At 47.2% G+C, this 24,664-nt stretch carries 26 protein-coding genes; 7 read left to right on the forward strand and 19 right to left on the reverse strand.

The features are described 5' to 3' along the window. Nucleotides 1–18 precede the first annotated feature (18 nt). From pcaC to BLP85_RS07625, 7 genes are all read right to left on the reverse strand, one after another. A complete protein-coding gene (gene pcaC / locus BLP85_RS07595; RefSeq protein ID WP_092819521.1) occupies nt 19–453 on the reverse strand; it encodes a 4-carboxymuconolactone decarboxylase in 435 nt (144 codons plus the stop codon). A gap of 14 nt (nt 454–467) precedes the next feature. Next, the gene (locus BLP85_RS07600) at nt 468–1,823 is read right to left on the reverse strand and encodes an MFS transporter (protein WP_092819522.1); all 1,356 of its coding nucleotides are present in this window, start codon (nt 1,821–1,823) and stop codon (nt 468–470) included. A gap of 42 nt (nt 1,824–1,865) precedes the next feature. Continuing rightward, on the reverse strand, nt 1,866–2,642 hold the full coding sequence (gene pcaD / locus BLP85_RS07605; RefSeq protein ID WP_228143273.1) for a 3-oxoadipate enol-lactonase: 777 nt from the start codon (nt 2,640–2,642) through the stop codon (nt 1,866–1,868). Between the two features lie 8 nt (nt 2,643–2,650). Beyond that, nucleotides 2,651–4,006: a 3-carboxy-cis,cis-muconate cycloisomerase gene (locus tag BLP85_RS07610; protein ID WP_092819524.1), complete on the reverse strand. Its 1,356-nt coding sequence runs from the start codon at nt 4,004–4,006 to the stop codon at nt 2,651–2,653. A gap of 34 nt (nt 4,007–4,040) precedes the next feature. Continuing rightward, nucleotides 4,041–5,246: a 3-oxoadipyl-CoA thiolase gene (pcaF, locus tag BLP85_RS07615; RefSeq protein ID WP_092819525.1), complete on the reverse strand. Its 1,206-nt coding sequence runs from the start codon at nt 5,244–5,246 to the stop codon at nt 4,041–4,043. Nucleotides 5,247–5,335: 89 nt separating this feature from the next. Beyond that, nucleotides 5,336–5,989: a 3-oxoacid CoA-transferase subunit B gene (locus BLP85_RS07620; RefSeq protein ID WP_092819526.1), complete on the reverse strand. Its 654-nt coding sequence runs from the start codon at nt 5,987–5,989 to the stop codon at nt 5,336–5,338. A 13-nt stretch (nt 5,990–6,002) separates the two neighbouring features. Beyond that, nucleotides 6,003–6,683, reverse strand: coding sequence for a 3-oxoacid CoA-transferase subunit A (locus tag BLP85_RS07625; protein ID WP_092819527.1), 681 nt, complete (start codon nt 6,681–6,683; stop codon nt 6,003–6,005). Between the two features lie 281 nt (nt 6,684–6,964). Here BLP85_RS07625 and pcaU point away from each other — a divergent pair, with 281 nt between their 5' ends. Further along, nucleotides 6,965–7,789: an IclR family transcriptional regulator PcaU gene (pcaU, locus tag BLP85_RS07630; RefSeq protein WP_143002180.1), complete on the forward strand. Its 825-nt coding sequence runs from the start codon at nt 6,965–6,967 to the stop codon at nt 7,787–7,789. 465 nt (nt 7,790–8,254) lie between these two features. Here the strand turns inward: pcaU and BLP85_RS07635 are convergent, their stop codons facing one another. Next, the gene (locus BLP85_RS07635) at nt 8,255–8,647 is read right to left on the reverse strand and encodes a GGDEF domain-containing protein (protein ID WP_171259683.1); all 393 of its coding nucleotides are present in this window, start codon (nt 8,645–8,647) and stop codon (nt 8,255–8,257) included. Nucleotides 8,648–8,653: 6 nt separating this feature from the next. Continuing rightward, on the reverse strand, nt 8,654–9,142 hold the full coding sequence (locus tag BLP85_RS07640; protein ID WP_092819529.1) for a hypothetical protein: 489 nt from the start codon (nt 9,140–9,142) through the stop codon (nt 8,654–8,656). Nucleotides 9,143–9,534: 392 nt separating this feature from the next. On the opposite strand from BLP85_RS07640, the gene BLP85_RS07645 reads away from it, so the two are divergent. The 3 genes from BLP85_RS07645 to BLP85_RS07655 are packed head-to-tail and all read left to right on the forward strand — an operon-like array spanning nt 9,535 to nt 11,281. Next, nucleotides 9,535–10,107, forward strand: a complete 573-nt coding sequence (locus BLP85_RS07645) for a nuclear transport factor 2-like protein (protein ID WP_171259685.1) — start codon at nt 9,535–9,537, stop codon at nt 10,105–10,107. Continuing rightward, nucleotides 10,083–10,583: a chalcone isomerase family protein gene (locus tag BLP85_RS07650; RefSeq protein ID WP_092819531.1), complete on the forward strand. Its 501-nt coding sequence runs from the start codon at nt 10,083–10,085 to the stop codon at nt 10,581–10,583. The genes BLP85_RS07645 and BLP85_RS07650 overlap by 25 nt, the downstream gene beginning before the upstream one ends. An 11-nt stretch (nt 10,584–10,594) precedes the next feature. Continuing rightward, the gene (locus BLP85_RS07655) at nt 10,595–11,281 is read left to right on the forward strand and encodes a response regulator transcription factor (RefSeq protein ID WP_092819532.1); all 687 of its coding nucleotides are present in this window, start codon (nt 10,595–10,597) and stop codon (nt 11,279–11,281) included. 5 nt (nt 11,282–11,286) lie between these two features. Here the strand turns inward: BLP85_RS07655 and BLP85_RS07660 are convergent, their stop codons facing one another. The 9 genes from BLP85_RS07660 to nudC form a co-directional block, all read right to left on the reverse strand. Next, a complete protein-coding gene (locus tag BLP85_RS07660; protein WP_092819533.1) occupies nt 11,287–12,621 on the reverse strand; it encodes a sensor histidine kinase in 1,335 nt (444 codons plus the stop codon). 39 nt (nt 12,622–12,660) lie between these two features. After that, the gene (locus tag BLP85_RS07665) at nt 12,661–13,710 is read right to left on the reverse strand and encodes an SAM-dependent methyltransferase (RefSeq protein ID WP_092819534.1); all 1,050 of its coding nucleotides are present in this window, start codon (nt 13,708–13,710) and stop codon (nt 12,661–12,663) included. Between the two features lie 8 nt (nt 13,711–13,718). Further along, a complete protein-coding gene (locus BLP85_RS07670) occupies nt 13,719–14,498 on the reverse strand; it encodes a DUF1295 domain-containing protein (RefSeq protein WP_092819535.1) in 780 nt (259 codons plus the stop codon). Nucleotides 14,499–14,523: 25 nt separating this feature from the next. Beyond that, nucleotides 14,524–15,720, reverse strand: coding sequence for an SAM-dependent methyltransferase (locus BLP85_RS07675; RefSeq protein WP_092819536.1), 1,197 nt, complete (start codon nt 15,718–15,720; stop codon nt 14,524–14,526). Next, a complete protein-coding gene (locus BLP85_RS07680) occupies nt 15,717–16,511 on the reverse strand; it encodes a DUF1365 domain-containing protein (protein ID WP_092819537.1) in 795 nt (264 codons plus the stop codon). The genes BLP85_RS07675 and BLP85_RS07680 overlap by 4 nt, the downstream gene beginning before the upstream one ends. Before the next feature lie 9 nt (nt 16,512–16,520). Further along, nucleotides 16,521–17,804 (reverse strand): NAD(P)/FAD-dependent oxidoreductase, encoded by a 1,284-nt coding sequence (locus BLP85_RS07685; protein ID WP_092819538.1) that lies wholly within the window; start codon nt 17,802–17,804, stop codon nt 16,521–16,523. After that, a complete protein-coding gene (locus BLP85_RS07690; protein WP_092819539.1) occupies nt 17,801–18,787 on the reverse strand; it encodes an acyl-CoA desaturase in 987 nt (328 codons plus the stop codon). Before BLP85_RS07690 ends, BLP85_RS07685 begins: the two co-directional genes overlap by 4 nt. 135 nt (nt 18,788–18,922) lie before the next feature. After that, the gene (locus BLP85_RS07695) at nt 18,923–19,471 is read right to left on the reverse strand and encodes a lipocalin family protein (RefSeq protein ID WP_092819540.1); all 549 of its coding nucleotides are present in this window, start codon (nt 19,469–19,471) and stop codon (nt 18,923–18,925) included. Nucleotides 19,472–19,640: 169 nt separating this feature from the next. Beyond that, nucleotides 19,641–20,414 carry an NAD(+) diphosphatase gene (gene nudC / locus BLP85_RS07700; RefSeq protein ID WP_092819541.1) on the reverse strand — a complete coding sequence of 258 codons (774 nt, stop codon included), beginning with the start codon at nt 20,412–20,414 and terminating at the stop codon, nt 19,641–19,643. 384 nt (nt 20,415–20,798) lie between these two features. On the opposite strand from nudC, the gene BLP85_RS07705 reads away from it, so the two are divergent. Both BLP85_RS07705 and BLP85_RS07710 read left to right on the forward strand, forming a co-directional pair. Further along, nucleotides 20,799–22,322 carry a cryptochrome/photolyase family protein gene (locus BLP85_RS07705; protein ID WP_092819542.1) on the forward strand — a complete coding sequence of 508 codons (1,524 nt, stop codon included), beginning with the start codon at nt 20,799–20,801 and terminating at the stop codon, nt 22,320–22,322. A 3-nt stretch (nt 22,323–22,325) separates the two neighbouring features. Continuing rightward, the gene (locus BLP85_RS07710; RefSeq protein WP_092819543.1) at nt 22,326–22,478 is read left to right on the forward strand and encodes a DUF2256 domain-containing protein; all 153 of its coding nucleotides are present in this window, start codon (nt 22,326–22,328) and stop codon (nt 22,476–22,478) included. On the opposite strand, the gene BLP85_RS07715 is transcribed toward BLP85_RS07710, so the two are convergent. Continuing rightward, entirely contained in the window at nt 22,475–22,717 is a 243-nt protein-coding gene (locus tag BLP85_RS07715) for a TIGR03643 family protein (RefSeq protein ID WP_092819544.1), read from the reverse strand. The two genes, BLP85_RS07710 and BLP85_RS07715, sit on opposite strands and share 4 nt — an antisense overlap. Nucleotides 22,718–23,026: 309 nt before the next feature. On the opposite strand from BLP85_RS07715, the gene BLP85_RS07720 reads away from it, so the two are divergent. Beyond that, a complete protein-coding gene (locus tag BLP85_RS07720; RefSeq protein ID WP_092819545.1) occupies nt 23,027–24,604 on the forward strand; it encodes a Na/Pi cotransporter family protein in 1,578 nt (525 codons plus the stop codon). Nucleotides 24,605–24,664: the final 60 nt, after the last annotated feature.

A 24,664-nucleotide genomic window follows, 5' to 3' on the forward strand; every position in this document is an offset into this window, starting at 1 on the left:
CCTCTTAACTTTGTTCCATTACTCTTGGTTGGTTTGTTCTGAATTAGATTGCAGTTCACTGAGTTTTTGTGGCGCAATGCCTAAATCTGCAAATACCTCTTCTGCCATATGCATGGCTGCATTGGCTGCCGGTAGACCTGCATACAGTGAGCAGTGCAGAATCAATTCTTTTAAGTCATTCTTAGTCACACCATTGTTAAAACAAGCACGTAAATGCATACGTAATTCGTCTTCTCGACCTAGAGACAATAAAATTGCAATCGTCACTAGACTTCGGGTGTGGCGCGGCAAACCTGGTCTAGACCACACTTCACCCCATGCAAAACGGCTAATAAAGTTTTGAAAATCAGCATTGAAATCATTCAGGTTCTCGATCGAACGATTCACATGCTTTTCACCCAGCACTTCAGTTCGGACTTTGATCCCTTGTTCATAGCGTTGTTCATCATTCATGGGAGAGTCCTCAATTAAGTTGCATCCGTATGTGCGACCAGTGATTTAACAAAAATTGCGACAGCCGCTGCTGTTGCTGGAATTAACAGCAGGCTTAAAATGGCAGTAAACGACCAGTCATTGCCCAGTAAAACTGCGCCAATCCAAGCGCCAAATACCGCACCGAAACGCCCAATCCCAGACATCCAAGCTACACCTGTTGCACGACATTGCGTCGGGTAAAACCGAGCGCTGAGTGCTGGCATTGCCGACTGCGCACCATTAATCGCAACACCTGCGCAAAGTACTAAAATGGCAAGTAATGTCGGGTTTGCTAAGCTCTGCCCCACAGCGAAGGCGAAGATTCCAGCGACAAAATAGAAACCTGCAATAATACGGTTCGGATTGAAGCGATCCATTGCCCAGCCAATAAATAAAGCACTGAGTACACCGCCAAACTGGAATAAACCACCGATAAATGCAGCGCGTTCCATAGTGGTGCCTGTTTCACGCATTAAGGTTGGCAACCAACTGGTGAGTAGGTAAATCATCACCAATCCCATGAAATAGGTCAGCCACAGCAAAACCGTCCCTTTGACATATTTTTGAGAGAACAGCATGCCAAATACGCCTTTCTTCTCGGTACCTTCGGTTTTTTCCTCTGGCACATGAAACTCAGTGACACCCTGTACTTGCGTCGGTGCAATACGCGTCAAAATTTGATGAACTTTGGCATTATCACGACCTTTCACAATCAAGAAACGATAGGATTCTGGCAGGAAGAAAATCACCAAGATCATCAAAATCAGTGGCGACCAACCGCCGAGTAAAAACAAACTGTGCCAACCAAAGGTTGGGATTAACCAACTGCTGATGAAACCACCCGTCGCCATACCCAAGTTGTAACCACAGAACATGCAGGTCACGAGTAACGAACGTGAACGCTGCGGGCAATATTCAGAAAATAGCGTGGTCGCATTCGGCATTGCAGCACCCAAACCAATACCCGTTAAAAAGCGCAGTACTACTAAAGTGTTTAAGTCAGTTGCATATGCCGATGCCAGAGTAAAACCACCAAAAATCAGCATCGAAACACTTAAAACAATCTTGCGCCCAAAGCGGTCAGCTGTTGGACCAGACACCAACGCACCAATAATCATACCGCCTAAAGCTGCGCTCATGACTGGACCCAGTTGCGAACGGTCTATCCCCCAGTCTTGTGCTAAAGCGGGAGCAATAAAACCCATTGCCGCAGTATCAATACCGTCAACAAAAACAATGAGAAAACATACAATTGCGATCAACCACTGATATTTGCTAATCGGTGCATCATTAATCAGTGCTTGTGCATCTATACTCGTTTTTTGAGTAGCGTATTCCTGAGACGCCATACCTGCCTCCTTGGGCTGAAAGTCCTTTTAAAAATCCTTAAACTATTGAATCGTTCCAATAAACTGAGTCAGGGTTTGGTTAAACAGCTCAGGTTGTTCAATATTGGAAAGATGCGATGCGTCAATCACCGCGAGTTCACTCTTTTGAATCTGTTGTTGCATGAAAATGCCATCATCAACTGTCGTTACGGGATCCAAAGCCCCTGCAATTACTAAAGTTGGAATCTGAATCTGTTCAATTTGAGTAGATAAATCTGCTTGCGCGAGCGCTCGGCAAGATTCTGCATAGCCCCATGCTGGCGTAGTCGCTAAAGATTGAATGGTGCGCTGCGCCAAAGCATCGTGTTGATAATCAAACTGCTCACTAAACCAACGCGTATGCGTAGTCGCGACCAAATCTGCTAAGCCATTGGCTGTCACAGCATCTGCACGTGCATTCCAACCTTCTTCAGTCCAAATTTTGGCTGCTGAGTTTGCCACGGTAATGCTATGAAAACGATCTGCATGGTGAATACCGAGCCACAAAGCCGTCATACCGCCCATTGAAATCCCGCAAAAATGCGCTTTTTCAATGTTTAAACCGTTCAGAATATCAATCACATCTTCTGCAAGGTTTTGTACAGTGGTCTGCTCAATCACATCACTTTGCCCATGACCACGCGTGTCATAAGTCACCACTTTGAACTGTTGTTCGAAAGCAGCAACTTGTGGCTGCCACATACCTTTATCTGTACCCAATGAGTTTGAAAATACAATCACAGGCGCATTCTCTTGCCCACTGATCGCAACGGATAAAGTCTTGCCTTGACGATTGATCATCGTGATATTCACTTTGCCTCTCCTTTTGCTTCTTGCAACACCGCATCAATCTGGTCTTGAATATTGCCAAGATAAGATTCGGGTTTAAAAATGTCGTTAATCTGAGCTACGCTAAATAAGTCTTTAACTTGATCCAATTCAGCAATCACATCTCTTAAGTGCACGCCTTTTGCAACAGCTGTTTTACACGCGTCCTCTACCAAATGATGAGCCTGTAAACGTCCGATGTGTGGCGCCAATGCCATCATCACCGCTTCTGCCATAATCAAGCCTTGAGTACATTCCAAATTGCGCTGCATGTTCTCTGCATTAACTTGCATCCCTTGTAAAACATCCAAAGTTCGCTCTAAAGCACCAGCACAGAGTTGGAAAATTTCAGGCAATGCTAGCCATTCCGCATGCCACCCCCCTAGACTGCGCTCATGTTCTTGCACCATGCTTTGATACAAACTTGACATCAACACAGGGACACGATTGGCTGCGGCCAATACAGATGCCGCCGCGACAGGATTGCGCTTATGTGGCATAGTGGATGAGCCACCACGACCTTTTGCGGTTGGCTCAAACACTTCAGCAATTTCAGTTTGCATCATCAAAGACCAGTCACGTGCCATCTTGCCCAAGCTACCTGTCACCATTGCTAAGACGCTCGCGATTTCAACAATACGGTCACGCTCGCCATGCCAAGTACAGCTTGGAACTGAAAGTTGTAACTGTGCTGCAAATGCTTGTACAACTGCTGTGCCTTGATTCTGCAAAGAAGCCAATGAACCGACTGCACCACCCAATTGAGCAGTAAACACACGCGTTTTCATGGCTTCAATACGGGCCAAATCACGATGAAAGGCCGAAGCCCAACGTGCTAATTTATGACCTAAGGTAATGGGCAAACCTTGCTGCAACCACGTGCGCCCAATCATCACTTGTGAGCGATACTGTTCTGCTTGAGCCAAAGCTGTGCGATAACATTGTTGAATTAAGGTTTCAACATGCGTCATTGCCGCACGGCACTGCAAAATGCAGGCTGTATCTAAAATGTCTTGACTGGTTGCACCCCAATGTACATAACGTGCAGCATCTTCATCGTTTTGTTTCACAATTGCAGTTAATTGCTTCACAAAAGGAATCGCGATATTGCCCGCCAAGCCTGTTGCCATAGCCAAAGCATCAAAATCAATCTGATCGAGTGCAGTTGCTGCAATGTTTGAAATTGCGGTTGCAGCAGATTCTGGAATGACACCCACTTGAGCCTGAGCTTGCGCTAACGCGACTTCAGCTTGAATCATGTAAGAGACCAAAGCGCGATCACTGAAAATTTCAGTCACTTCATTTTGGTAAAATAAGCTGGCATATAACTGGCTCATGTTTGTCTTTCCCTAATCCGCTTTGCTCATCCAATTAAACGCGCTGAATAATCAGCGCAATGCCTTGCCCCACACCAATACACATTGAACATAAGGCATAAGTCCCACCCGTTTGTTCCAATTGATTCAGTGCAGTCGTCACTAAGCGTGCACCTGAAGCACCCAGTGGATGACCAATCGCAATCGCACCACCATTGGGATTCACTTGTGTCGTGTCATCGGCCAGACCTAAATCACGGGTAACCGCCAGTGCCTGTGCCGCAAAGGCTTCATTCAACTCAATCACATCCATCTGCTCGATTGTGAGATTAGCTTGTTTCAGCAATTTCTTAATTGCTGGTGCTGGAGCAAAGCCCATAATGCGAGGTTCAACCCCCACTGCTGTAGATGCAATAATCTTGGCACGTGGTTTAAGTTGGTACTGCTCGACGGCTTGTTCCGAAGCAATCAGTACAGCAGCCGCACCGTCATTGATGCCTGACGCGTTTCCCGCTGTGACGGTGCCTTCTGCTGTGACGACTGGCTTCAGTTTCGCCAAACCTTCCAAGGTGGTCGATGCACGAGGATGTTCATCGGTATCCACCACAATCGGATCACCCTTACGCTGAGGAATGCTCACTGGGATGATCTCATGTTTAAAAAAGCCTTGAGCTTGCGCGGATGCTGTACGCTGTTGACTTGTCAAGGCAAACTGGTCTTGATCAGCACGGTTAATATTAAATTGTTGCGCCACATTCTCTGCGGTCTGCGGCATGGTCTCTACACCATACATCGCCTTCAGCTTCGGATTGATAAAACGCCAGCCCATGGTGGTGTCTTCAATCTTCTGGCTACGTCCATAGGCGGTTTCTGATTTACCCATCACAAAGGGAGCACGTGACATGCTTTCCACACCACCTGCAATAATCATATTGGCTTCACCGGCTTTAATCGCACGCGCTGCCATGGCAATCGCATCCAACGATGAACCACATAAACGGTTGATGGTAGTTGCTGGGACTTCAACCGGTAAACCCGCCAGTAATGCTGACATACGCCCCACATTGCGGTTGTCTTCACCCGCCTGGTTGGCACAGCCGTAGATCACATCATCGACTTGTTTCCAATCCACGCTGGGATTACGTTGCATCAGTGCTTGAATCGGCACTGCACCCAAGTCATCAGCACGGACTGGAGCTAAACCACCTGCATAACGGCCGAATGGGGTACGGATAGCATCGATGATATAAGCGTCTTTCATATTTCATTTTCCCTTTGAATCCCCCCTAAATCCCCCTTTAATAAAGGGGGAAACTCCTCCCTTTAAAAAGGGAGGTCGGGAGGGATTAATTATCCCTGTGTCGCATCCATCAGTGGAGCACCCGTCATGGCCTGCAATTCTGCAAAGCTTAGACCGTCGACTTTCTCAATCACTTTTAAACCTTCGGGCGTAACATCAATCACACACAGATCTGTGTAAATACGGTCGACACATTTCAGCCCTGTTGCTGGATAAGTCAGCTCTGCCACAATCTTTGGCTCACCTTGTTTGGTGACATGATCGGTGGTGATGAATACTTTTTTGGCACCTACAGCTAAATCCATCGCACCGCCCACCGCAGGAATCGCATCTGGTGCACCGGTATGCCAATTCGCCAAATCACCATTCGCCGCCACTTGAAAGGCACCGAGTACTGCAATATCCAAATGCCCACCACGCATCATGGCAAAAGAATCACCATGATGGAAAAAGCTGCCGCCTTGCAGCATGGTTACATATTCTTTGCCTGCGTTGATCAGTTCAGGGTCTTCTTGGCCTTTTTCTGGTGGTGGACCAAAAGCCAATAAACCATTTTCAGAATGCAGGAACACGTCTTTGTCTGAAGGCAGGTAGCTGGCAATCTTGGTCGGTAAGCCAATACCGAGATTGACATACGCACCATCGGGGATATCTTGTGCCACACGTTCTGCAATTTGGTTACGGCTGAGTTTTTGATAGCTCATGATGTTCTCCCGATTACACAGCAACAGGTTCAGGTTGAACCTGCACCACGTGTTGAACAAAAATACCTGCGGTGATGATGTGCTCAGGGTCTAAAGCTCCTAAGTCCACCACTTCAGAGACTTGTGCAATGGTCACGCCTGCGGCCATCGCCATAATCGGGCCGAAGTTACGTGCCGATTTGCGGTAAACCAGATTGCCCCAACGGTCGCCTTGCTGTGCTTTAATCAGAGCAAAGTCGGCTTTGATTGGATATTCCAACACATAATCTTTACCGTCGATATGACGGGTTTCTTTGCCTTCGGCCAATAAGGTGCCGTAGCCTGTTGGGGTGAAAACTGCACCAAGTCCCATACCAGCTGCTTGAATACGACAGGCCAGATTGCCTTGTGGCACCAATTCCAATTCGATTTTTCCTGCACGATAGAGTTCGTCGAAAACCCAAGAATCGGACTGACGCGGGAACGAACAGATGACTTTTTTTACTGCACCAGCTTTCAGCAGCTTTGCCAGACCATAGTCACCATTGCCTGCATTGTTGCTAACGATGGTGAGGTCTTTAATACCGAGTTGAATTAAGCCATCAATTAGTTCAGCAGGTTGTCCTGCTGTACCAAAACCACCAATCATGATGGTTGAGCCGTCGGTGATTTGGGAGAGCACTTCCTCGAGGGATGCCGCACTTTTATCTATCATTAGATAACTCCATTGTGCATCATGCAAATTTGAAAAGGCGCGGAAAACTAACTTGTACTGGAGGACGATTCAGCTAAAACGACATTCCCTAGTTTTTTAGTTCGATTTCCTTATATGTTCATTTTTTATAATTTCTATGTTTTAGGCTAGTTGGTAAGTTTAGTTTTCGTTCGATTATCGAACAACTTTATTGCTTATCGTACAAAACCTGATTTTTTTAGTCTGATTTCACGCTATAGTAAAAACTAAGAGAGAAACAAAAAATATGCAGGATATTAAGTATGAATGAGAAATTGAGAAAAACTGAAAAGCTACTTCTAAATAAAGACAATAAAAAAACCATTCGACATGAAGATTTTGTGGCCGGTATCAGTAAAGGTATGGCGATTCTGGACAGCTTTGGTACTGACCGACATCGTTTAAATATTTCTATGGCAGCAGAACGAACAGGCATGACACGAGCTGCTGCACGGCGTCACTTGCTTACCCTTGAATATTTAGGTTATTTAGAATCTGATGGTCATTATTTCTACCTAACCCCTAAAATTTTAAAATTTTCAGGTTCTTATCTTGGGGGCGCTCAGCTTCCTAAAATTTCTCAACCCTTACTTAATCTACTGACCAACCAAACCTCTTTAATTTTTTCGGTTATGGTACTGGATGGATATGAGGCTATTACAATTGCTCGCAGTGCAGCCCATCAACAAACCGACCGAGTTAATCCTTACGGCCTGCATCTTGGTAATCGTTTGCCCGCACATGCAACTTCTGCAGGAAAAATTCTATTGGCACATTTAGAATTAAATGAACAGCTTGAATGGCTAGAGAAGTATCCTTTACAACGATTAACCAAATATACGCATACTGAAAATGAGGAGTTTCTAGAACTTTTACATGAGATCAAGGAATTTGACTGGTGTTATTCATGTGAAGAACATGAGCTAGGTGTGCATGCGCTTGCTGTTCCTATTTATGACCATAGGTCTAAAGTGATCGCAGCCTTAAATATTGTCTCCCCCACCATGCGAACAACCAAGGAATATTTGGTTCAAAATATTCTACCTCTACTCCAAGAAACAGCTCGAGAACTGCGTAATATTTTATAATTTATCAAGGCTTTGTTGCACAAAGATTTAAAGATTATAGCTACCCGAGTCTACTCAGGTTTAAGTGACAATTTAGGTATGAGGTCGGACTAATTCCGTAAATTTATTTAATACTGCCATAACTAAACCCGAACCCAATAAGAAACCAACAAGCATTCCTTGCCAAATAAAAACAGCTCTTTGCTTCTTATCAATCATTTATCTCTCAAGTAATCAACCAACTTTATTATTCCTAAGTAATCAGCTAAATAAAAAATAGAAAACATGATTACAAAAGCCCGTCATAATTCCCCAAAAACGTAATGGATCAATCAGGTTTACCACCCTATTTTGATTTAATTCTAATTAATCGTAACCCTTTTGTTATAAATGGGAAAAATTTTATCACCGGCAAGCCTGCTTAGCGTAACTTCGCTATATCTATGGATGCGACACTCAGCAACAAGCAACCTGCAAAATATCTGGTCAGGCAAAGACCGCCCGGTCTCGTCCCTGCTGTTTTCCTGAATACATCGCCTGGTCTGCTCTTGCAATGGCTTTTTCCATGCTTTCATCAGCCTCGACGTGGATAATACCGACCGTGGCGGTAATATAGATCATTTCACCACTTTTTAGTCGGGTCGGATTGCTATGCAGTGACTGAAAAATTCTGTCGATAATCTCATGCAGGGAATCGGCATTGTCCACTTCCAGAAAGATTAAAAATTCCTCGCCGCCAAAGCGAAAAATGTTGTCCGTATCTCGAAGGGAATCACGCAGGATCTGCGCCGTATGGGCAAGAACCTCATCACCTGCCTGATGTCCATATTGATCATTGACCACTTTAAAATGATCTAAATCCAGTAAACCGACTGCCAATATTTTCTAGTTTTTTTCAGCACTCTGACGCAAGGCACTGAATTGATTCTCCATTCCATATCTTAAAGCTAAACCGGTTAAAGGATCATACTGCAATGACTGGGTAATAAACTGGGTTCTAAAATAAATCAGCAGTTCCAGTAGATCACTCTGGCTTTTCTGATATTGACTGACTAAGACTGCCTCTACGGATTGATTGTCACTGAGCCTGGAAAATATATGATGCAAATGATGATGCACAAAATAATGCGCCTGCTCCAGTTCCTGGGTTTTATCAGGATTGATTTTTTCAAACTTGGCGCGATTGGATTGAAACCATTTGCCAAAATGACACAATAAATGGCTTTCTTTCGCGGAAAATTGTGGCTCGGCAGGTGTTTTTAAAACGAGATATTGAAATACTTTTTGCGCCCAGGCGATATGTAGCCGAATGCCCTCGTCTATTTCGATCAGTGCTGCATTTTGAGAATTTTTAGTGGGATGTAATTGATCCATAGAAAAGCGTATCTCAAATATGTGTATGGAATAGGTTGAACAACAGGTCATTTACAGCATTTAAAATTTCTTGTCGGCAAGTATCCCATAAAGTATTGATCTAACTTTTATTTTACTTGATTTGTGGTCTTTTATTAAGCTTAATTTAAGATAAGATCGATGTGAAAAAGTGCAAATCCGAACATGAATAAATGGACTCAATCCACCGATAGCAGAACGTACAGCGCCATTTTGGGTTCTCTTTCATCATGCGCAATGATGCATTATTTTTAAGCCCATCTTTGTTAAACGCAGGAACTGAAACCTCCCTATTCTAAACAACTTTCCTCTTCACATTCTGTTCACGACTCTTTATCTAGAGTGAATACATGAATTTAAGACGGACAGTGATGATGAAACATGTTAAGAAAATAATGGCAGCAGCCTTGTCCTTACCGCTACTATCTTTGGCCGGATGTCAAAGTATTCCCAGTTATTCAGCCGATTATGCAAAATCCAGAAGCGCTGTTCAGGGGGTAGCCCTGGATGAGGAAAAAGCGCTGGATATTGGCACCCGGTTTACCTCAGCATTTAATACTTTGGGCACACCGGCCTTTGTGGAACGAGCCGGCTCGCTGTATGCCGATCCGCTGTTCATTAACGATACCCTGTCGCAGTTTTCATCCAAGCAAAATCTGGTCCAGCATTTTCAGGGTATGAACAAACGGGTCAGCAATGTCAGTGTCAAGCTGTTAAACACCTCTTATCATCAGGATTCTGCCTATGTGCACTGGCATATGGCCTATGATTTTAAAATGTTCGGCACAACCCGCAGCATGGATTCTTTTGGCATCAGTGAAATTAAGGTCAACGCGGACAACAAGATTATTTTCCAGCAGGATTTCTGGGACCCTGCCAATGGCCTGTACCGTTCCCTACCTTATGTCGGAGGGGTCTATTCATGGCTACTGCCTTTCAAAAATTAGCGGTTAGCACGGCGTTACTGATGGGATGTAGCTTCAGTCCATGGGCGCAGGCCCAAAGCTTGAATCAATGTGGCAATGGCCCGCTGATGGTGGGTCAAAAACAGGTCGGTATGGCCAGTTATTTTGCCCAAAACTGTAGCCAGTCCTGGCAAGAGCAGACCATCCAGATGGACTTTGCCTATACCCAGAATATTCCGGAATGGGCATTCAAGCGTGCCGCCACGCATCTGCTCAAGCGTAACGTCAAGGATCCTAACATCCAAGCCATTTTCAAGCCGATCAGCGATTTGTATCGTCCGGTCAGATCGGGTGACCTGTACCGCTTGAAATATACACATGCCACGCAAACCTTGAGTTTATCCCTGAACCGGAAAAATTTAGGACAGCTGCAGCATCCGCTGGCCCAGCAATATTTTAATATATGGCTTGGTCCCCAGCCATTTAGTGCTAAATTAAAACAGCAATTATTAAATTAGTATCCGCGACTATGTCCAAACATTTTATCCTGATGGTTGAAGACCATTATGAACTAGCCTCTACCTTATGCGAGTTTCTGGAAGAACATGATTTTGTGGTGGATCATGCACGGAATCTGAATGCTGCGCGCCAGTTACTGAAACAGCAGCGTTATCACATCTTGCTGCTGGATATTAACCTGCCGGACGGTTCCGGTTATGAACTGTGTGAATGGCTGCGTCATGAAGAAGGTCTAGACCTGCCGGTGTTGATGCTGACCGCTCGGGATACCCTGGATGACAAGCTCAAAGGCTTCAATTCCGGCACGGATGATTACCTGGTCAAGCCCTTTGACTTTAACGAGCTGGTAGTGCGGGTCAAAGCCCTGATCAAGCGTTCGCTGGGTGAAGTATCCAGTAGCCGTCTGCAGATTCACGATCTGGTTCTGGACCCGGCCAGACAGCAGTTGACTCGTGCTGGTCAGACCATTGAACTGCCTCCAATTCAGTTTAAACTGCTAAAATTGCTGATGCGCCATTCACCTAAAGTGCTGACCAAACAGGAAATCATGATGGAGCTTTGGGGCGATGAAGAGCCGGAAAGTGATGCTTTACGCAGTCATATCTATAATCTGCGTAAGATGGTCGACAAGCCTTTTGAGCAGAAGCTGATTCATACCATATCCGGTGTCGGTTTAAAGATTGCTTTAGAGCCTTAAACTGTTCAGGCGGAAACCTCGTTTAAATACACCACCACAATCAGTCCGGTGGTCATCGCCAGATCGACATCCTGATGGGTGCCGAGATAATACTGCCGGTCAAACAGCTCCACCCGCCAGCCCAACTGCTTGCACAGCTTCTGTACCAGTTGCAGGCCAATGCCATGTCCCTTGATTTCCAGTTGCAGCTGCTGCCCGGAAAGCTCCTGGACTTTGGCGTTATTTGGTAAAGGAATGCCGACCCCATTGTCAGCAATCAGCACTTTATTTTTTTGCAGAATCACATCAATTTCTGTGCCTTGTGAATAGTTCAGCGCATTGCGCAGAATATTGCCAAACACCATTTTGGTCATCGACGGATAAAGTTTACGCGGCTGTTCATCGAGATCTTTTTGCAGCTCAATCTGTATGCCTTTGTTATGACTGACACTGTCCAGATCCTGCACCAGATTGTCCAGACATTCTGAAAGCATGGTCGGTTCAGCGGTTAAGGTATTAGTAGTATTGCGGGCAATCGCCAGCAAAGTATCGACCAATAGCTGCATGTCCTCAATGGTATTATGCAGGCGGGTAAAGGACTTGTTGTCGCCATAGCGTGCCTGACACAGCTGCACATTGCCCTTTAAAATGGTCAGTGGCGTGCGCAGTTCATGGCTGACATCACCGGTAAATTCGCGTTCACGATGAATAAACTCACTAAGCACCTGATGGTATTTTTCCAGCGCCTGTTTCAGATATTCCGCTTCCAGATTGGAGTCGGTACGGATGTCCTGAAACGGCGAAGCCTGATTTTTTTGGTGTTCCCAGTCAATATGCTCCAGTGCATTGGCCAGGCGGGTAATGGGGGAAAAATAGCGCCGCGCACGGCGGTTCCACCACCACAGCACACTATACAGCACAAACAGGCTGACCATCAGCGGTGCTAGACCAAACAGCCAGACCAGCTTGTTGACGTTGCTTTCGCCAAACACCAGCAGCACATGCTGTCCGTCTTTTTCACCATAAACGGTCATGCGCTCCTTGCCATCGACAAAATGCCGGTTCACCCCTTGCTCAAGCTGCATGTGGCGAAATTGGACTGGCGGTACATCGTTCCAGCGATAACCATACAGGTTTTTGGTGTCGGGCAGTTCAGCAGCGGGATTGCGTTCCAGCCGCTGCCAGTAGTGTGACATTTCCTGTTCCAGCGCAGTTCTGAGCAAGGAACCCTTGATTACCCAGGCACTACAGCCAATCCCGATCACCACAGACAGGGCAATGAATCCGATTTGCAGCCAGTAGTAGCGGTTAAACACCTCACCCAGTGGATGATCGCGTTTGTCCCTAAACAGCCTTAACATTGCTATATTCCCCGCTGGCCCATCCGATTCATCGTGCAATTATATGGCTTTTTTCTTAAACAGAAAGTGACCAATCACCCACTCTCGTCCATGGTCATAACCGAACAGCTCGGCACAGGCCATAAAGAAAATCCGCCAGCGCTGCCACCAGATTGCCGCATCTGCGCCATAGGTCTGTTCAAACAAGGGCTGCAGTTCGGCCTGCTTCTGGTCCATATTCTCCAGCCAGGCATTTGCAGTGCGTTCATATTGGGTACCAGCCCATTGCCAGTGCTGTTCCAGCTGCAAATGTTCTTGAAAATGCAGAAAAGTGGATGCTGCAGGCATCAGACCGCCACTAAAGAAATATTTTGACATCCAGTCAAATTCGTTTTTCACTTCAAACGGATAATGCAGGAAACGGTGACAGAAAATATGGCACCACAGCAAGCCATCCGCTTTCAGCCAGCTGCTGATATTTTCAAACAGTTTCTGGTAATTACGTACATGTTCAAACATTTCCACCGAAACCACACGGTCGAAAGCAGCAGCTTCCAGTTGCAGTACATTGACGTCGCAAGTAATCACCGTCAGGTTATCCAGTTTTTTCAGACGCGCCTGTTCCTGAATATACTGGCGCTGGGTCGAGGAGTTCGACACCACGGTAATGCGGGCCTTGGGATAGTGCTCGGCCATGTACAGACTGAAAGAACCCCAGCCACAGCCTATTTCCAGAATATCCTGTCCATCCTGCAGCTGTGCACGCTGGCAATAGCTGGCCAGCGCGGCTTCTTCCGCCTGATCCAGCGTGGTATGCGCGTGTTCAAACAGGCTGGCGCTGTATTTCAGACGCTTGCCCAGCACCGCCTGGAAAAATGCGGTGGGCAGTTCATAATGCTGTTCATTAGCTTTGTCGGTCTCGATGGCAATCTCGCTGTTTTTCAGCATATGCAGCACATCCATATAACGCTCGGCAGCCAGTGCAGGGTCGAAGCGTCCTTCCTGTGCCAGACGTTTTTTGCTTAAGCTGCGAATGCCGGCCCGAATCACCGGATCGGGCAGTTTGCCACTTTCGACCAGTTTTAAAGATTGTTGAATCATAAAGTCCATGTATTTACCTACTCTTTGGGTGGCCACGGAATGAACATTGAAGTTCGTCGTTGATAGTCTTTATAGTTGTCGCCGCGATGAGCCAGCGCCTGTTGTTCACTAAAGGGAATACCGGTGATGTAGTACAGAAACAGCCACATCAGCAGCGGATACAGCCATAATCCATACACACCTGCCGCCAGACCGAGAACCGGATAGGCAAACCAGTGCAGCCATTCAAAAAAATAGTTTGGATGGCGTGAATATTTCCACAGTCCCCGATCCAGGGTTCTGCCCCGGTTTTGCGGATCGAGCTTGAAACGGTAGAGCTGCTGGTCGGCCGTGCTTTCCCCGATCAGTGCCAGCAGCATAATCAGGCCTGCTATCAGTACGGCATAGGGAGTCCAGTCATTCCATTGCTGGACCGGAATGCTGAGCAGCTCCAGCATCGGATAGGAAAACAGCACCACCAGCCCGGCCTGAAACATAAAAAAGGCCAGAAAACCGAGATGCTGATAACTGCCCATGGCCCGGCGCATATTGGCATAACGGGTGTCTTCCTTGGTTTCATTGGCATAACGGCGCAGCAGATGCCAGGTCAGGCGTAAAAACCAGATGCCGCTAAACACGCCCAGAAATACCCGAACCAGCAGCGGTGCAGTTTCCATCACCCAGGCTGCGATAATGACGTTGAGTGCAATACTAAAACTCCACGCCACATCGACCAGTCCGGCACGCTGGTTATAGGTCACCAGCAGCCAGCTGCAGAACATGATAAAGACATTCAGCACCAGTAAATTCAGCAGCATCTCAGTCCTCCTGTTTTATCACGGCTTAGCAAGCACTGGCTTCGAACAGCAGATGCACATCACTGATCACGCCTTCGCGGAAGCCACCTTCGCAATAACACAGATAAAAATCCCACATACGGATAAAGCGCTCATCAAAGCCAAGCGCCCGTACCTGATCACGCTGCTCCAGAAAACGCTGACGCCAGCAGTTCAGGGTCTGGGCATAGCTCAGACCGATATCTTCCAGATGCTTGAGACGCAGTTTTTGCTCGGAAGCGGATTGGGTCATGACACTGATGCAGGGAATAAAACTGCCCGGGAAGATATAGCGCTTGATATAGTCCACGGTATTCAGGGCCTTGGCATAGCGGGCATCTTCAATGGTGATGGCCTGAATCAGCGCTAAACCATTCGGTTTCAGCAGTTCACGGCATTTGCGGAAATAGGTCGGCAAATACTGCTCACCCACGGCCTCGATCATTTCAATCGACACCAGCTTGTCGTATTTGCCTTCCAGTAGACGGTAATCTTTCAGCTGGACAGTGACGCGATGTGACAGTCCGGCAGCAGCGACCCGAGCTACGGCTTCATCGTACTGTGCCTTGGAAATGGTGATGGTGGTGACTTTACAGCCATACTGCTGTGCGGCATAAATGGCAAAACCGCCCCAGCCACTGCCAATTTCGACCAAATGATCCATCGGTTTCAGCTTGAGTTTCTGGCAGATCAGCTCTTTTTTATAATCCGAAGCCTGTTCCAGGCTCATGCCCGGCTCTTTAAACACCGCACTGGAATACATCATGCTGCTATCCAGGAACAGCTTGAAAAAGTCATTGCTCAGGTCATAATGTTCGGCAATATTTTTGCGGCTGCCATCAATCGAGTTCTTGCGCGATTGGTACCAGAGCTTTAACAGCAACTGGCTGGCCTTGGCCACGGCATTCTGGTTCATCCGGTCCAGTACATCGCGGTTGCGTGCCAGAATGCGGATCACATCCACCAGATCTTCACTGCTCCAGTAACCGCGGATAAAACCCTCTGCTGCACCAAGCACACCATTACGGAACAACAGTTCCATCAGACGGGCATCATGCACCTGAATCACGGCCTGCAGATCGCTGTTTTCCCCGACCGGCCCGTTCCAGACGCCTTTAAAAATCAGCTGACCATGCCGTAATTTCAGCAAATGCCGTAATACCACCGGCAGTGTGCTTTGTTCTCCCATGAATAGTGTTTTCATCGCAATGTGTTTCCTTTTTCTTTTTTAGGATGCCGGTAAAACGGAATTTTCTTTTTCCATAAACGAAAGGCATGCAGATAAATTCCGCTGACCATCCTGAAGGGTTCAAGAACTTTCAGCACAGCATAGCGATGCTGCTGTGAAGGAACCGTGATGGCCTGCAGGGAAAATTTCAGGGTGGCGTCAAATTGCAGCACGTCCTGCTCAAACAGTTGCATATGAATCACGTTCTGCTGATCGGAGAAGCTGAAGCGCCAGCGGTAATCCAGTGCCATCGGCATGAACGGCGATACATGAAAAGCCTTTTTAAAATCAAACTGGTGACTCTGGTACGGCACATGTTCAGCTGCATTGTTCCGGCAGTCGTGGATATAGACCTGACGTTCATTCCACGGCGTATTGGTAATTTCGCTCAGCACAAAGAGCAGTTGATCGGTGGCACCAAAGACCAGATAAAACACCACGGAATTAAAGCGAAAGCCGAGTGTGCGCGGCAAAGCCAGCACCCGGATGGAAGCGGCATGCGATAACAGATAGTTTTCTCGCTTGATCAGCAGGCGTGCGACCTTCTGCCGAATCGAACCACATTCCATGGTCAGAAAGTCACGCTCATCCAGGGTCAGGAAATTCCAGCGGCTAGAGGACCACAGCCAGGATTTTCGGGTAAAGGTCGAGAGTTGATCCGGATCAAACCATAAATAGGTCAGCTGGGTCTCAAAAGCATGGGCTTTGGGCAAATAACGGCGATGCCGAATTTCGGCAGCGGCGATCGCCAGTGGATAGATCTGCATCATGTGCTCCTAGGCTACCTGCTCAGTCTGCTGCAATAGCTGATCGACCACCCAGGCTGCGCTGCGCGCCCCATCTTCGTGAAAGCCCCAGCCCCAGTAGGCGCCACAGTATGAGGTGCGGTTCTGGGCATTGACCTCGGCCCAGCGTTGTTGTGCTTCAATCGCCGGGGCATCAAACACCGGATGACGGTAATACCGCTCTACCCAGACTTTTTTCGGCTCTAGGGCAAAATTAGGATTCAGGGTGGCAAAGACCTGGGTTTTGCATTTCAGGTTCTGCAGCTGGTTCATCCAGTAACTGAAACCATAATGAATGCCGCTGTGCTGGAACGGGGTCTGTTCAGTGGCCTGACTCGGGGTCACATGCACATGCCAGCTGGCCCACTGGCGTCTGGATTTGGGCATGATGCGTGTATCGGAATGTACCACCATACGGTTATCCTGATAGCGGAACTTGCCCAGTACATCCAGTTCCTGCGCTGACGGGTCTTTCAACAGTTTTAGGCTGTCATCGGCATGGCTGGCAAAAATCACCCAGTCAAAACGTTCACTGCCTTGTTGCGTTTCAATCAGCACATCATTGGCACTCCGCGAGACATGCAAAACGCTCATCTTGCGGAAGCTAATATTGGCCTGGGCCTGAATGGCACGAACGTAGCGAGCCGATCCACCCTTGACCGTCAGCCACAAAGGACGGTTTTTTAGCTGCAACATGCGATGATGCTGGAAAAAGCTTACTACAAATTTATAGGGAATCTGTCCGGCTTGCTCCACCGGACAGGACCACAGTGCCCCGCACATCGGATAGAGATGTTCCTGACGAAAGGCTTCGGAATAGCCATGCTGATTCAGATACTCATCAATACTGAGCTGTGCATCAAGCTGCTCCACATCCAGATCTTTATTCGCCGCATAGAAGCGGAACAGATCCGACAACATCGCGCGAAAATCAGCCTTTAAAAAGTTTTGCGGTCTAAACAGCAGCGAGAATTTTTTCGATGGATTGTACTGCAAGCCCGTGACCTGATTATTCACCGAAAAGCCCATGTCACTGCTTTGTGATTGAATCCCGAGTTCTTTCAGCATGGCACAGAACAGTGGATAGTTATGCTCATTAAATACAATAAAGCCACTGTCTACTGCGACCTGTTCGCCGTCTATATTCAGCTGATGGGTATCGGTATGGCCTCCAAAGTAATTATTCTTTTCAAAGACCGTGACTTCATGCACTTTGCTGAGTTTCCAGGCGGCATACAGACCGGAAATACCTGAACCAATAATCGCAATTTTCATGGTGATTCCTTCGATTGAATCGTGTGAGTGCCTGCCGTAGCGGCTTTTTTCTGTTTCCGAGCCTGGGCAATTTTACTGGCTTCATAGACCCGTGCCGGAATCGGCTTGAGTCCCCAGACCAGCCCGAGCCAAGACATGAGTTTCAGCAGATAATAGGTGACATCAATCTGCCACCAGTAAAAGCCTTGCCGGGTGCTGCCTGCATAATAGTGATGATTGTTATGCCAGCCTTCACCCAAGGTAATAATGGACAGAAATAAATTGTTGCGGCTGTGATCTTCAGTGTCAAAATCCCGGCTGCCGTAATGATGCGCCAATGAATTGATACATAAGGTGGCATGGATGAGTAACACGGTGGAGACCACAAAGCCCCAGACCAGCAATTGCAGGCCGGAAGTGCCGAGTTGCGGCCAGGTGATGGCCAGCCATTCCCCTAGCGCATAAATCCCGCCCGCGGTCAGCAGCACCACAATTAAGCTGAAACGGTCCAGCCAGATCAGTTCCGGATATTTCAGCCAGTCTTTAATGACTTCTTTACGCGTAGCAAAGTTGTATTCATTTAAGAACCAGCCGATGTGGCTGTACCAAAAACCATGCGTCGAGGAATGCGGGTCTTGCAAGGTATCGGTATAGCGATGGTGATAGCGGTGATGCGCCGCCCACCAGAGCGGACCACGCTGCGCGCTCATGGTGCCCAGTAATACAAACAGGAACTGTACCGGACGCGAAGTCTGAAAAGTTTTATGCGATAGATAACGATGGAAAAAAGCCGTAATGGAAAACATGCGGATCAGGTAGAACAGCAGCATAAAGCCCAGCGCAAACCACGACACTCCCACCCAGAACACGGCGAAACAGGCCAGATGCAACAGAATAAAGGGTAAAATCCGCAGCCACTGAATCTTGCTGTTTTCAGCCGTCAGTGTTTCGGGCGCTGTGGGTGTAGACCAGCTGTCTATCCATCGCATCAGACTGTTCAACATGGACTCATCCTATTTTCAAGCGATTGTCTTTATTCTATTTGATGAGTGTAATCAGTCAGATATGAATTTTATGTGAAGTAAATAAAAAAAGCCGAACTGTAGAGAGACTAGGCAGTTCGGCAAAAGGGTAACAGATTAATGCGGCAATTTGATCAGTTTTGTCACGTCATAACCATAATGTTTTGCGGTTTCCAGATAGGACTGATAGGTGGCTTCATCCAGTTGCGGTTCACGCGATAAAATCCACAGATATTTATTGCTTGGTCCACCCACCAGTGCCACTTTATATTCCGGATCCACTCGTAATACCCAGTAATGACCTTTGGTAAACGGAATCCATCTTAAACCTTGCGGCAAAAAACTGACCTTCAGTTTGCTGTTGCCCGCATTTTGCGAATAGGCAACCCCTTCAGAGCTGATCAATTCGCCATTGGCAATCCGGCAACTATTCAAGACACGCATGGTCTGATCGGCATTGAGGCTATATTGCGCTGTGATATTTGAGACGCATTTACGTTGAAAATACATCGGCAAATGCGCAATTTCATACCACTTGCCTGCATACTGCTGGATATCCACCTGATCGACTGCCTGAGGCGCAGCAGTTTCTGCTCGGATCGTGGTACTTAAGCTGATGATGGCCAGTGCCGTCACTGCAAAAACAGACTTAAATCGCATGTTCATTTTTTAGCCTTGTTTGATTACAGCCTTAAGATAACCCAGCTGGATGTGAACAAAGTGTGAAGATCAAATGCTGCGATTCAGGGTCTATTGGTCAGGAAATGCCATCTGAATATTCAGGACCTAGGGCGTTAGCGCAGTTTATTTGAGAGCCCCAAACAGGATTGCTGTTTCAAAGCCACTCTTTGCTGTCATCTGCAACAGGCGTTCCATGCATCACATGCTGAATCATGGCATAGGCGATACTGCCCTTGAACGGAATTTCGGGTAACTGATCAAATTTGAAAAACTGCGCATCGCTGAGTTCATTTTCCTGAATCTGGATGTCCCCTGCATGATATTCCGCCTTGAAAGCCATCATCAGGTTGCTGGGAAACGGCCATGGCTGACTGGCCAGATATTGAATATTTTTGATTTGCAGCCCCACTTCTTCCAGCGTTTCACGGCGGACTGCCTCTTCCAGGGTTTCCCCGACTTCAACAAAGCCGGCAATCAGGCTGTACATCTGGGTTTTGTTGCGGGCATTTTTTGCCAGCAGAATTTCATCTGCGCCCCGGGTAATGATGGTAATCACACAGGGGTTCACCCGCGGATACTGGTTATAGCCACAGGATGGACAGACCATGGCATACTGGCTGGCGTGCTGCTGGGTGGCGTGACCGCATTTACTGCAAAAGCGGTGATTACGGCGCCATTCCAGTAACTGTACCGCACGGCTGGCCTGTTCAAACTGCGTTCTGCTCCAGACTTGCACCAGTTGCCGGATCGGAACCAGCTGATAACCTTGCGGCACCGGTTCGTCTTCTTTCAGGTCACGGGCAATGACCTCGCCATTTTCCGTCAGGTTCAGGTCGTGCTGCAGTCTGGCTACCTGCGGCAACTGAAAATGCTCATCCACCAGTAATTGCTGCTGTCTAAAAATATACGCTTTTGAATGCATGCTCATGACAATTCCCTGATTAAAAAAAATCCCATACAGAGGGGTGTATGGGACAAAACTAAGGAAGTTTACATGGAGTAACTTCTAGCCAGATACTAGGCGTAAGCTGCCTGAATTACAACCATAATAATTTGTATCTTTTTGATTAAAATCACATAATTTTCACACCACCTATGCATTAAGGAATCATGCGATGTGAGTTTCATCAACGGGCTTTGGCGTTATAGGGATGAACAGTCTGTTATTGCAGTACTCATGATTTCCGTGCAATGCCAGCGGGTCATCTGGCGGAGTTGAATTGATTCAACATGCGGATTGATCTTTATTTTCACAAAAAATTGAACTGTCTGGCTTTACACTGGGCGCTCTTTCATCGGGTCTGGAATGGCTATGCGTTTCGGTTTAATTCTGGGTGACCAGCTTCATCATCAGCTTGCTACGCTCAAAGCGCTGGACCGTACCCGGGATGTGATCCTGATGGCCGAAGTGGTTGAGGAAGCCACCTATGTCGCCCATCATCCGCAGAAAATTGCCCTGATTTTTAGCGCCATGCGTCATTTTGCCAAAGAGCTCAAGGCCGAGGGCTGGCGTGTACGTTACCATGCTTTTCAATCCGGCAGTCCGATTCGTAGCCTGCTGGATTTTGTGCAGGTACAGCAACAGCTGTTCCCCGTCACAGAACTGGTCATGACCCAATGCGGAGAATACCGCCTGCAGCAGCAGATTGAACAGTACTGGAGCCAGCATCTTCAACTGCCGGTACAGTGCCTGAATGATGAGCGTTTTTTCTGCAGTCCGGAGCAGTTCCGGCACTGGGCCAGCCGTTACCAGACGCTGCGCATGGAATATTTTTATCGGGAAATGCGCAAGCAGACCGGCTACTTGATGCAGGGACAACAGCCGCTTGGACAACAGTGGAACTATGACAGTGCCAATCGCAAGACCTGGTCAGGCAGTCCGCGATTGCCTCCAGCACTCCATTTTGAACGCGATCAGATTGATCTGGATGTACTGGAACTGGTTGAACGCGAGTTTTCCCGTCACCCCGGAAGCCTTAGCGATTTCCGCTGGGCCACCACACGCAGCAATGCCCTGCTTGCATTGGAGCATTTCATTGCCCACAGTTTGCCGCATTTTGGCGATTATCAGGATGCCATGGTTCAGGGTGCAGACATGCTGTTTCACAGCCTGCTCTCGCCCTATCTGAACTGTGGCCTGCTGCTGCCCAGAGAAGTCTGTGATGCGGCAGAAGCAGCCTACCATGCCGGTCATGCACCACTGAATGCCGTGGAAGGTTTTATCCGGCAGGTTCTCGGCTGGCGCGAATATGTCCGCGGAATTTACTGGCTGTACATGCCGGAATATGCCAACCGCAATGCGCTGCAGCACTCAGCACCGCTGCCACAATTTTACTGGACTGGCCGTACCCGGATGAACTGTATGGCGGAGTGTTTCCGCAATACCTTTCAGCATGCCTATGCACATCATATCCAGCGTTTGATGGTGACTGGCAATTTTGCCTTATTGACTGGTATAGACCCGCAGCAGATCAGCGAGTGGTATCTGGCGGTCTATGCCGATGCCTATGCATGGGTAGAACTGCCGAATACGCTGGGCATGGTAATGCATGCCGATGGCGGCTTGATGGCCAGCAAACCCTATGCGGCTTCGGGTAATTACATCCATAAGATGTCGGATTACTGCAAACACTGTAGCTACAAGGTCAAAACCCGTACCGAGCTGGACAGCTGTCCGTTCAATAGCCTGTACTGGTATTTCATGATCCGGCACGAGATGAAATTCCGTACTCATCCACGTATGGGCATGATCTATCGGCAGCTGGACAAACTGAAATATCGGCAGCAGATCATCAGCCATGCCCAGCAGCTTCTTAGCCGGATCAATGAGTTATAAACGATGAAAAAACAGCATCTCCCTGAAAAAATTTGTATCCACTGCTTGCGTCCTTTTACTTGGCGCAAAAAATGGCAACGCTGCTGGGAGGAAGTACGATACTGTTCTGAACGATGTAAACGTGAGTCCAAATGGATTTCAAAATCAAATGCTTAAAACCGTTTGTATTGCCGTGAACAATAGGCCCGTATCACATCGGGTGAACGCAGCTGCAGATGCTTGGTTTTTCGGCCGGTGACGCGTTCACGCCACATTTTAAAACTTGATGCTTTCATATTTTGCCGCATCAAGCGGATCACCGCCGCTTCATTCAAACCAAACTCACGTTGAATAGCTTCAAATGGGGTTCGATCCTCCCAGGCCATTTCAATAATCCGTGACAGGTCTGCTCCCATATATTCAATTACTCGACGCACCACATACCCCTGACTGTTTTCATTCTTTAAATAAAATTTGAGAGACAAGATTTAAATTGATCTCTCTGTGTATTTTGGTCAGATGAAATTGACCAAATTGATCTTAAAAAACTGAAGATGAATATTTTGTGATTTTTCAGGCGATTCTATTTATTTTCAGTCCTATACGGCTGGTGAGGTCAAGATGTGCTCCAAGCACCTACTACCAAAGCCTATACCCCAGGTCGATGTTAATGACATCCCCTGTAGCAGACGGTATGCTGATGCTAAAAACACCTTGGGGAAATTGTGCTCGAAATTATTGCTCAGCTCTGTGGCGGGATTGGTTTATTCTTGATTGGCATGATTTTAATGACCGACAGCCTAAAAGAGATGGCCGGTGAAACTTTAAGGGTGTGGTTGACCAAATTTACCGGAACGCCGTTGAAATCACTGTGTTCCGGTATTGGTCTGACCTTGATTGTCCAGTCCTCTACAGCCACCACACTTGCGACGATCGGTTTTGTCGGAGCTGGAGTATTGAGTTTTACCCAGGCGATTGGGGTGATTATTGGCGCCAATATCGGAACAACCAGTACCGGTTGGATGGTGGCTTTGCTGGGGGTGAAGTTTTCTATCGCCACTTTTGCCTTACCCATGATTGCTGTAGGTGCGTTGCTCAAATTGTTAACGCATGGCCGTTTGGCATTATCCGGTTTTGTGCTTGCAGGTTTTGGCCTGATTTTCTTTGGAATTGAGCAATTACAGTTTGCGATGTCAGGTCTGGCCCAACAAGTTGATTTGTCCATTTTTCACTATGATTCATTTGGGCAGAAGCTGTTTCTGGTCTGGATCGGACTGATCATGACGGTGTTGCTGCAGTCTTCCAGTGCTGCCATTACCGCGACTTTGGCTGCTTTAGCCAGTACTGCAATTGACCTGCAGCAGGCCTTGTTCCTGGTGATCGGGCAAAATATCGGGACAGTTGCCACTGCAGTACTGGCCGTGATTGGCGGCTCAGTGAATGCCAAACGGACTGCAGCGGTGCATGTGATTTTTAACCTCATCAGTGCCGTATTTGCTTTCTTTTTGCTGATTCCCTTATTGAACTGGGCCTACCGTCATGTTCAATATATTGCGGCATGGGATGAGGTCGTGATTGTGGCGGCATTCCATACCCTGTTTAGCCTGCTGGGCGCATGTATTTTTATGCCCTTGATCCATCCCTTTAATCAGCTCATATGCAAGTTTTTGCCTCAGAAAAAGTCCGGTGTGCTCGAAATTCTGGATGAATCCAATCTGGAGATGCCAAGCGTGGCCATCATTGCTGCAGAAAAAGTTGCCTATCAAATCCTGATGCAGATGTTTGAGATATTACGTCGTGCTTTTCAGGATGGGGTCAATTTGAGCCCAAAAGAATTACCGCAATTAGATGATGAAATCGAGCATCTTGAATTTTATTTAGAGAAAATTGTGGTGCCAGAGTATCAACAAGATAAACAGCGCTTGACCTCTTTATTACGCATGATGGTTTATATTCGGGTTCTGCGTAGTGATCTGGAAGGTGTTCCCTATGCACTGGCTATTCGCACCCAACCCCAGATTTATCAAGTGGCTTTAGATTTTTTAAATCTTCTCGAGCATTATGTTATCCGTCCGGATTTTTTAGAAAATGCTGAAAAGATTGAAAATTTCAAGCAGGAAGTCGCCAATCTTAAACAGTGGAGCGATGAGCATCGTGCTGCCTTACGTGAGGAAGTGATGCAATATGCCACATTGAACCGGTTGAGTGCAGCCAGAAGTTTAAAACTACTGGCTGCAAAACGCTGGCTCGACCGATTAATCGCCCATACCAAAAGATTATCCAAGGTGCTGGCCGAACGTTAACATCGAAAGCCGCCCTCTGCTTTTATATGTAGGTTTGAAAATCTTTATGCAACAAAGTTT

Origin of the sequence: Acinetobacter kookii (genome assembly GCF_900096895.1) — a bacterium.
GTDB classification, from domain to species: Bacteria; Pseudomonadota; Gammaproteobacteria; order Pseudomonadales; family Moraxellaceae; genus Acinetobacter; species Acinetobacter kookii.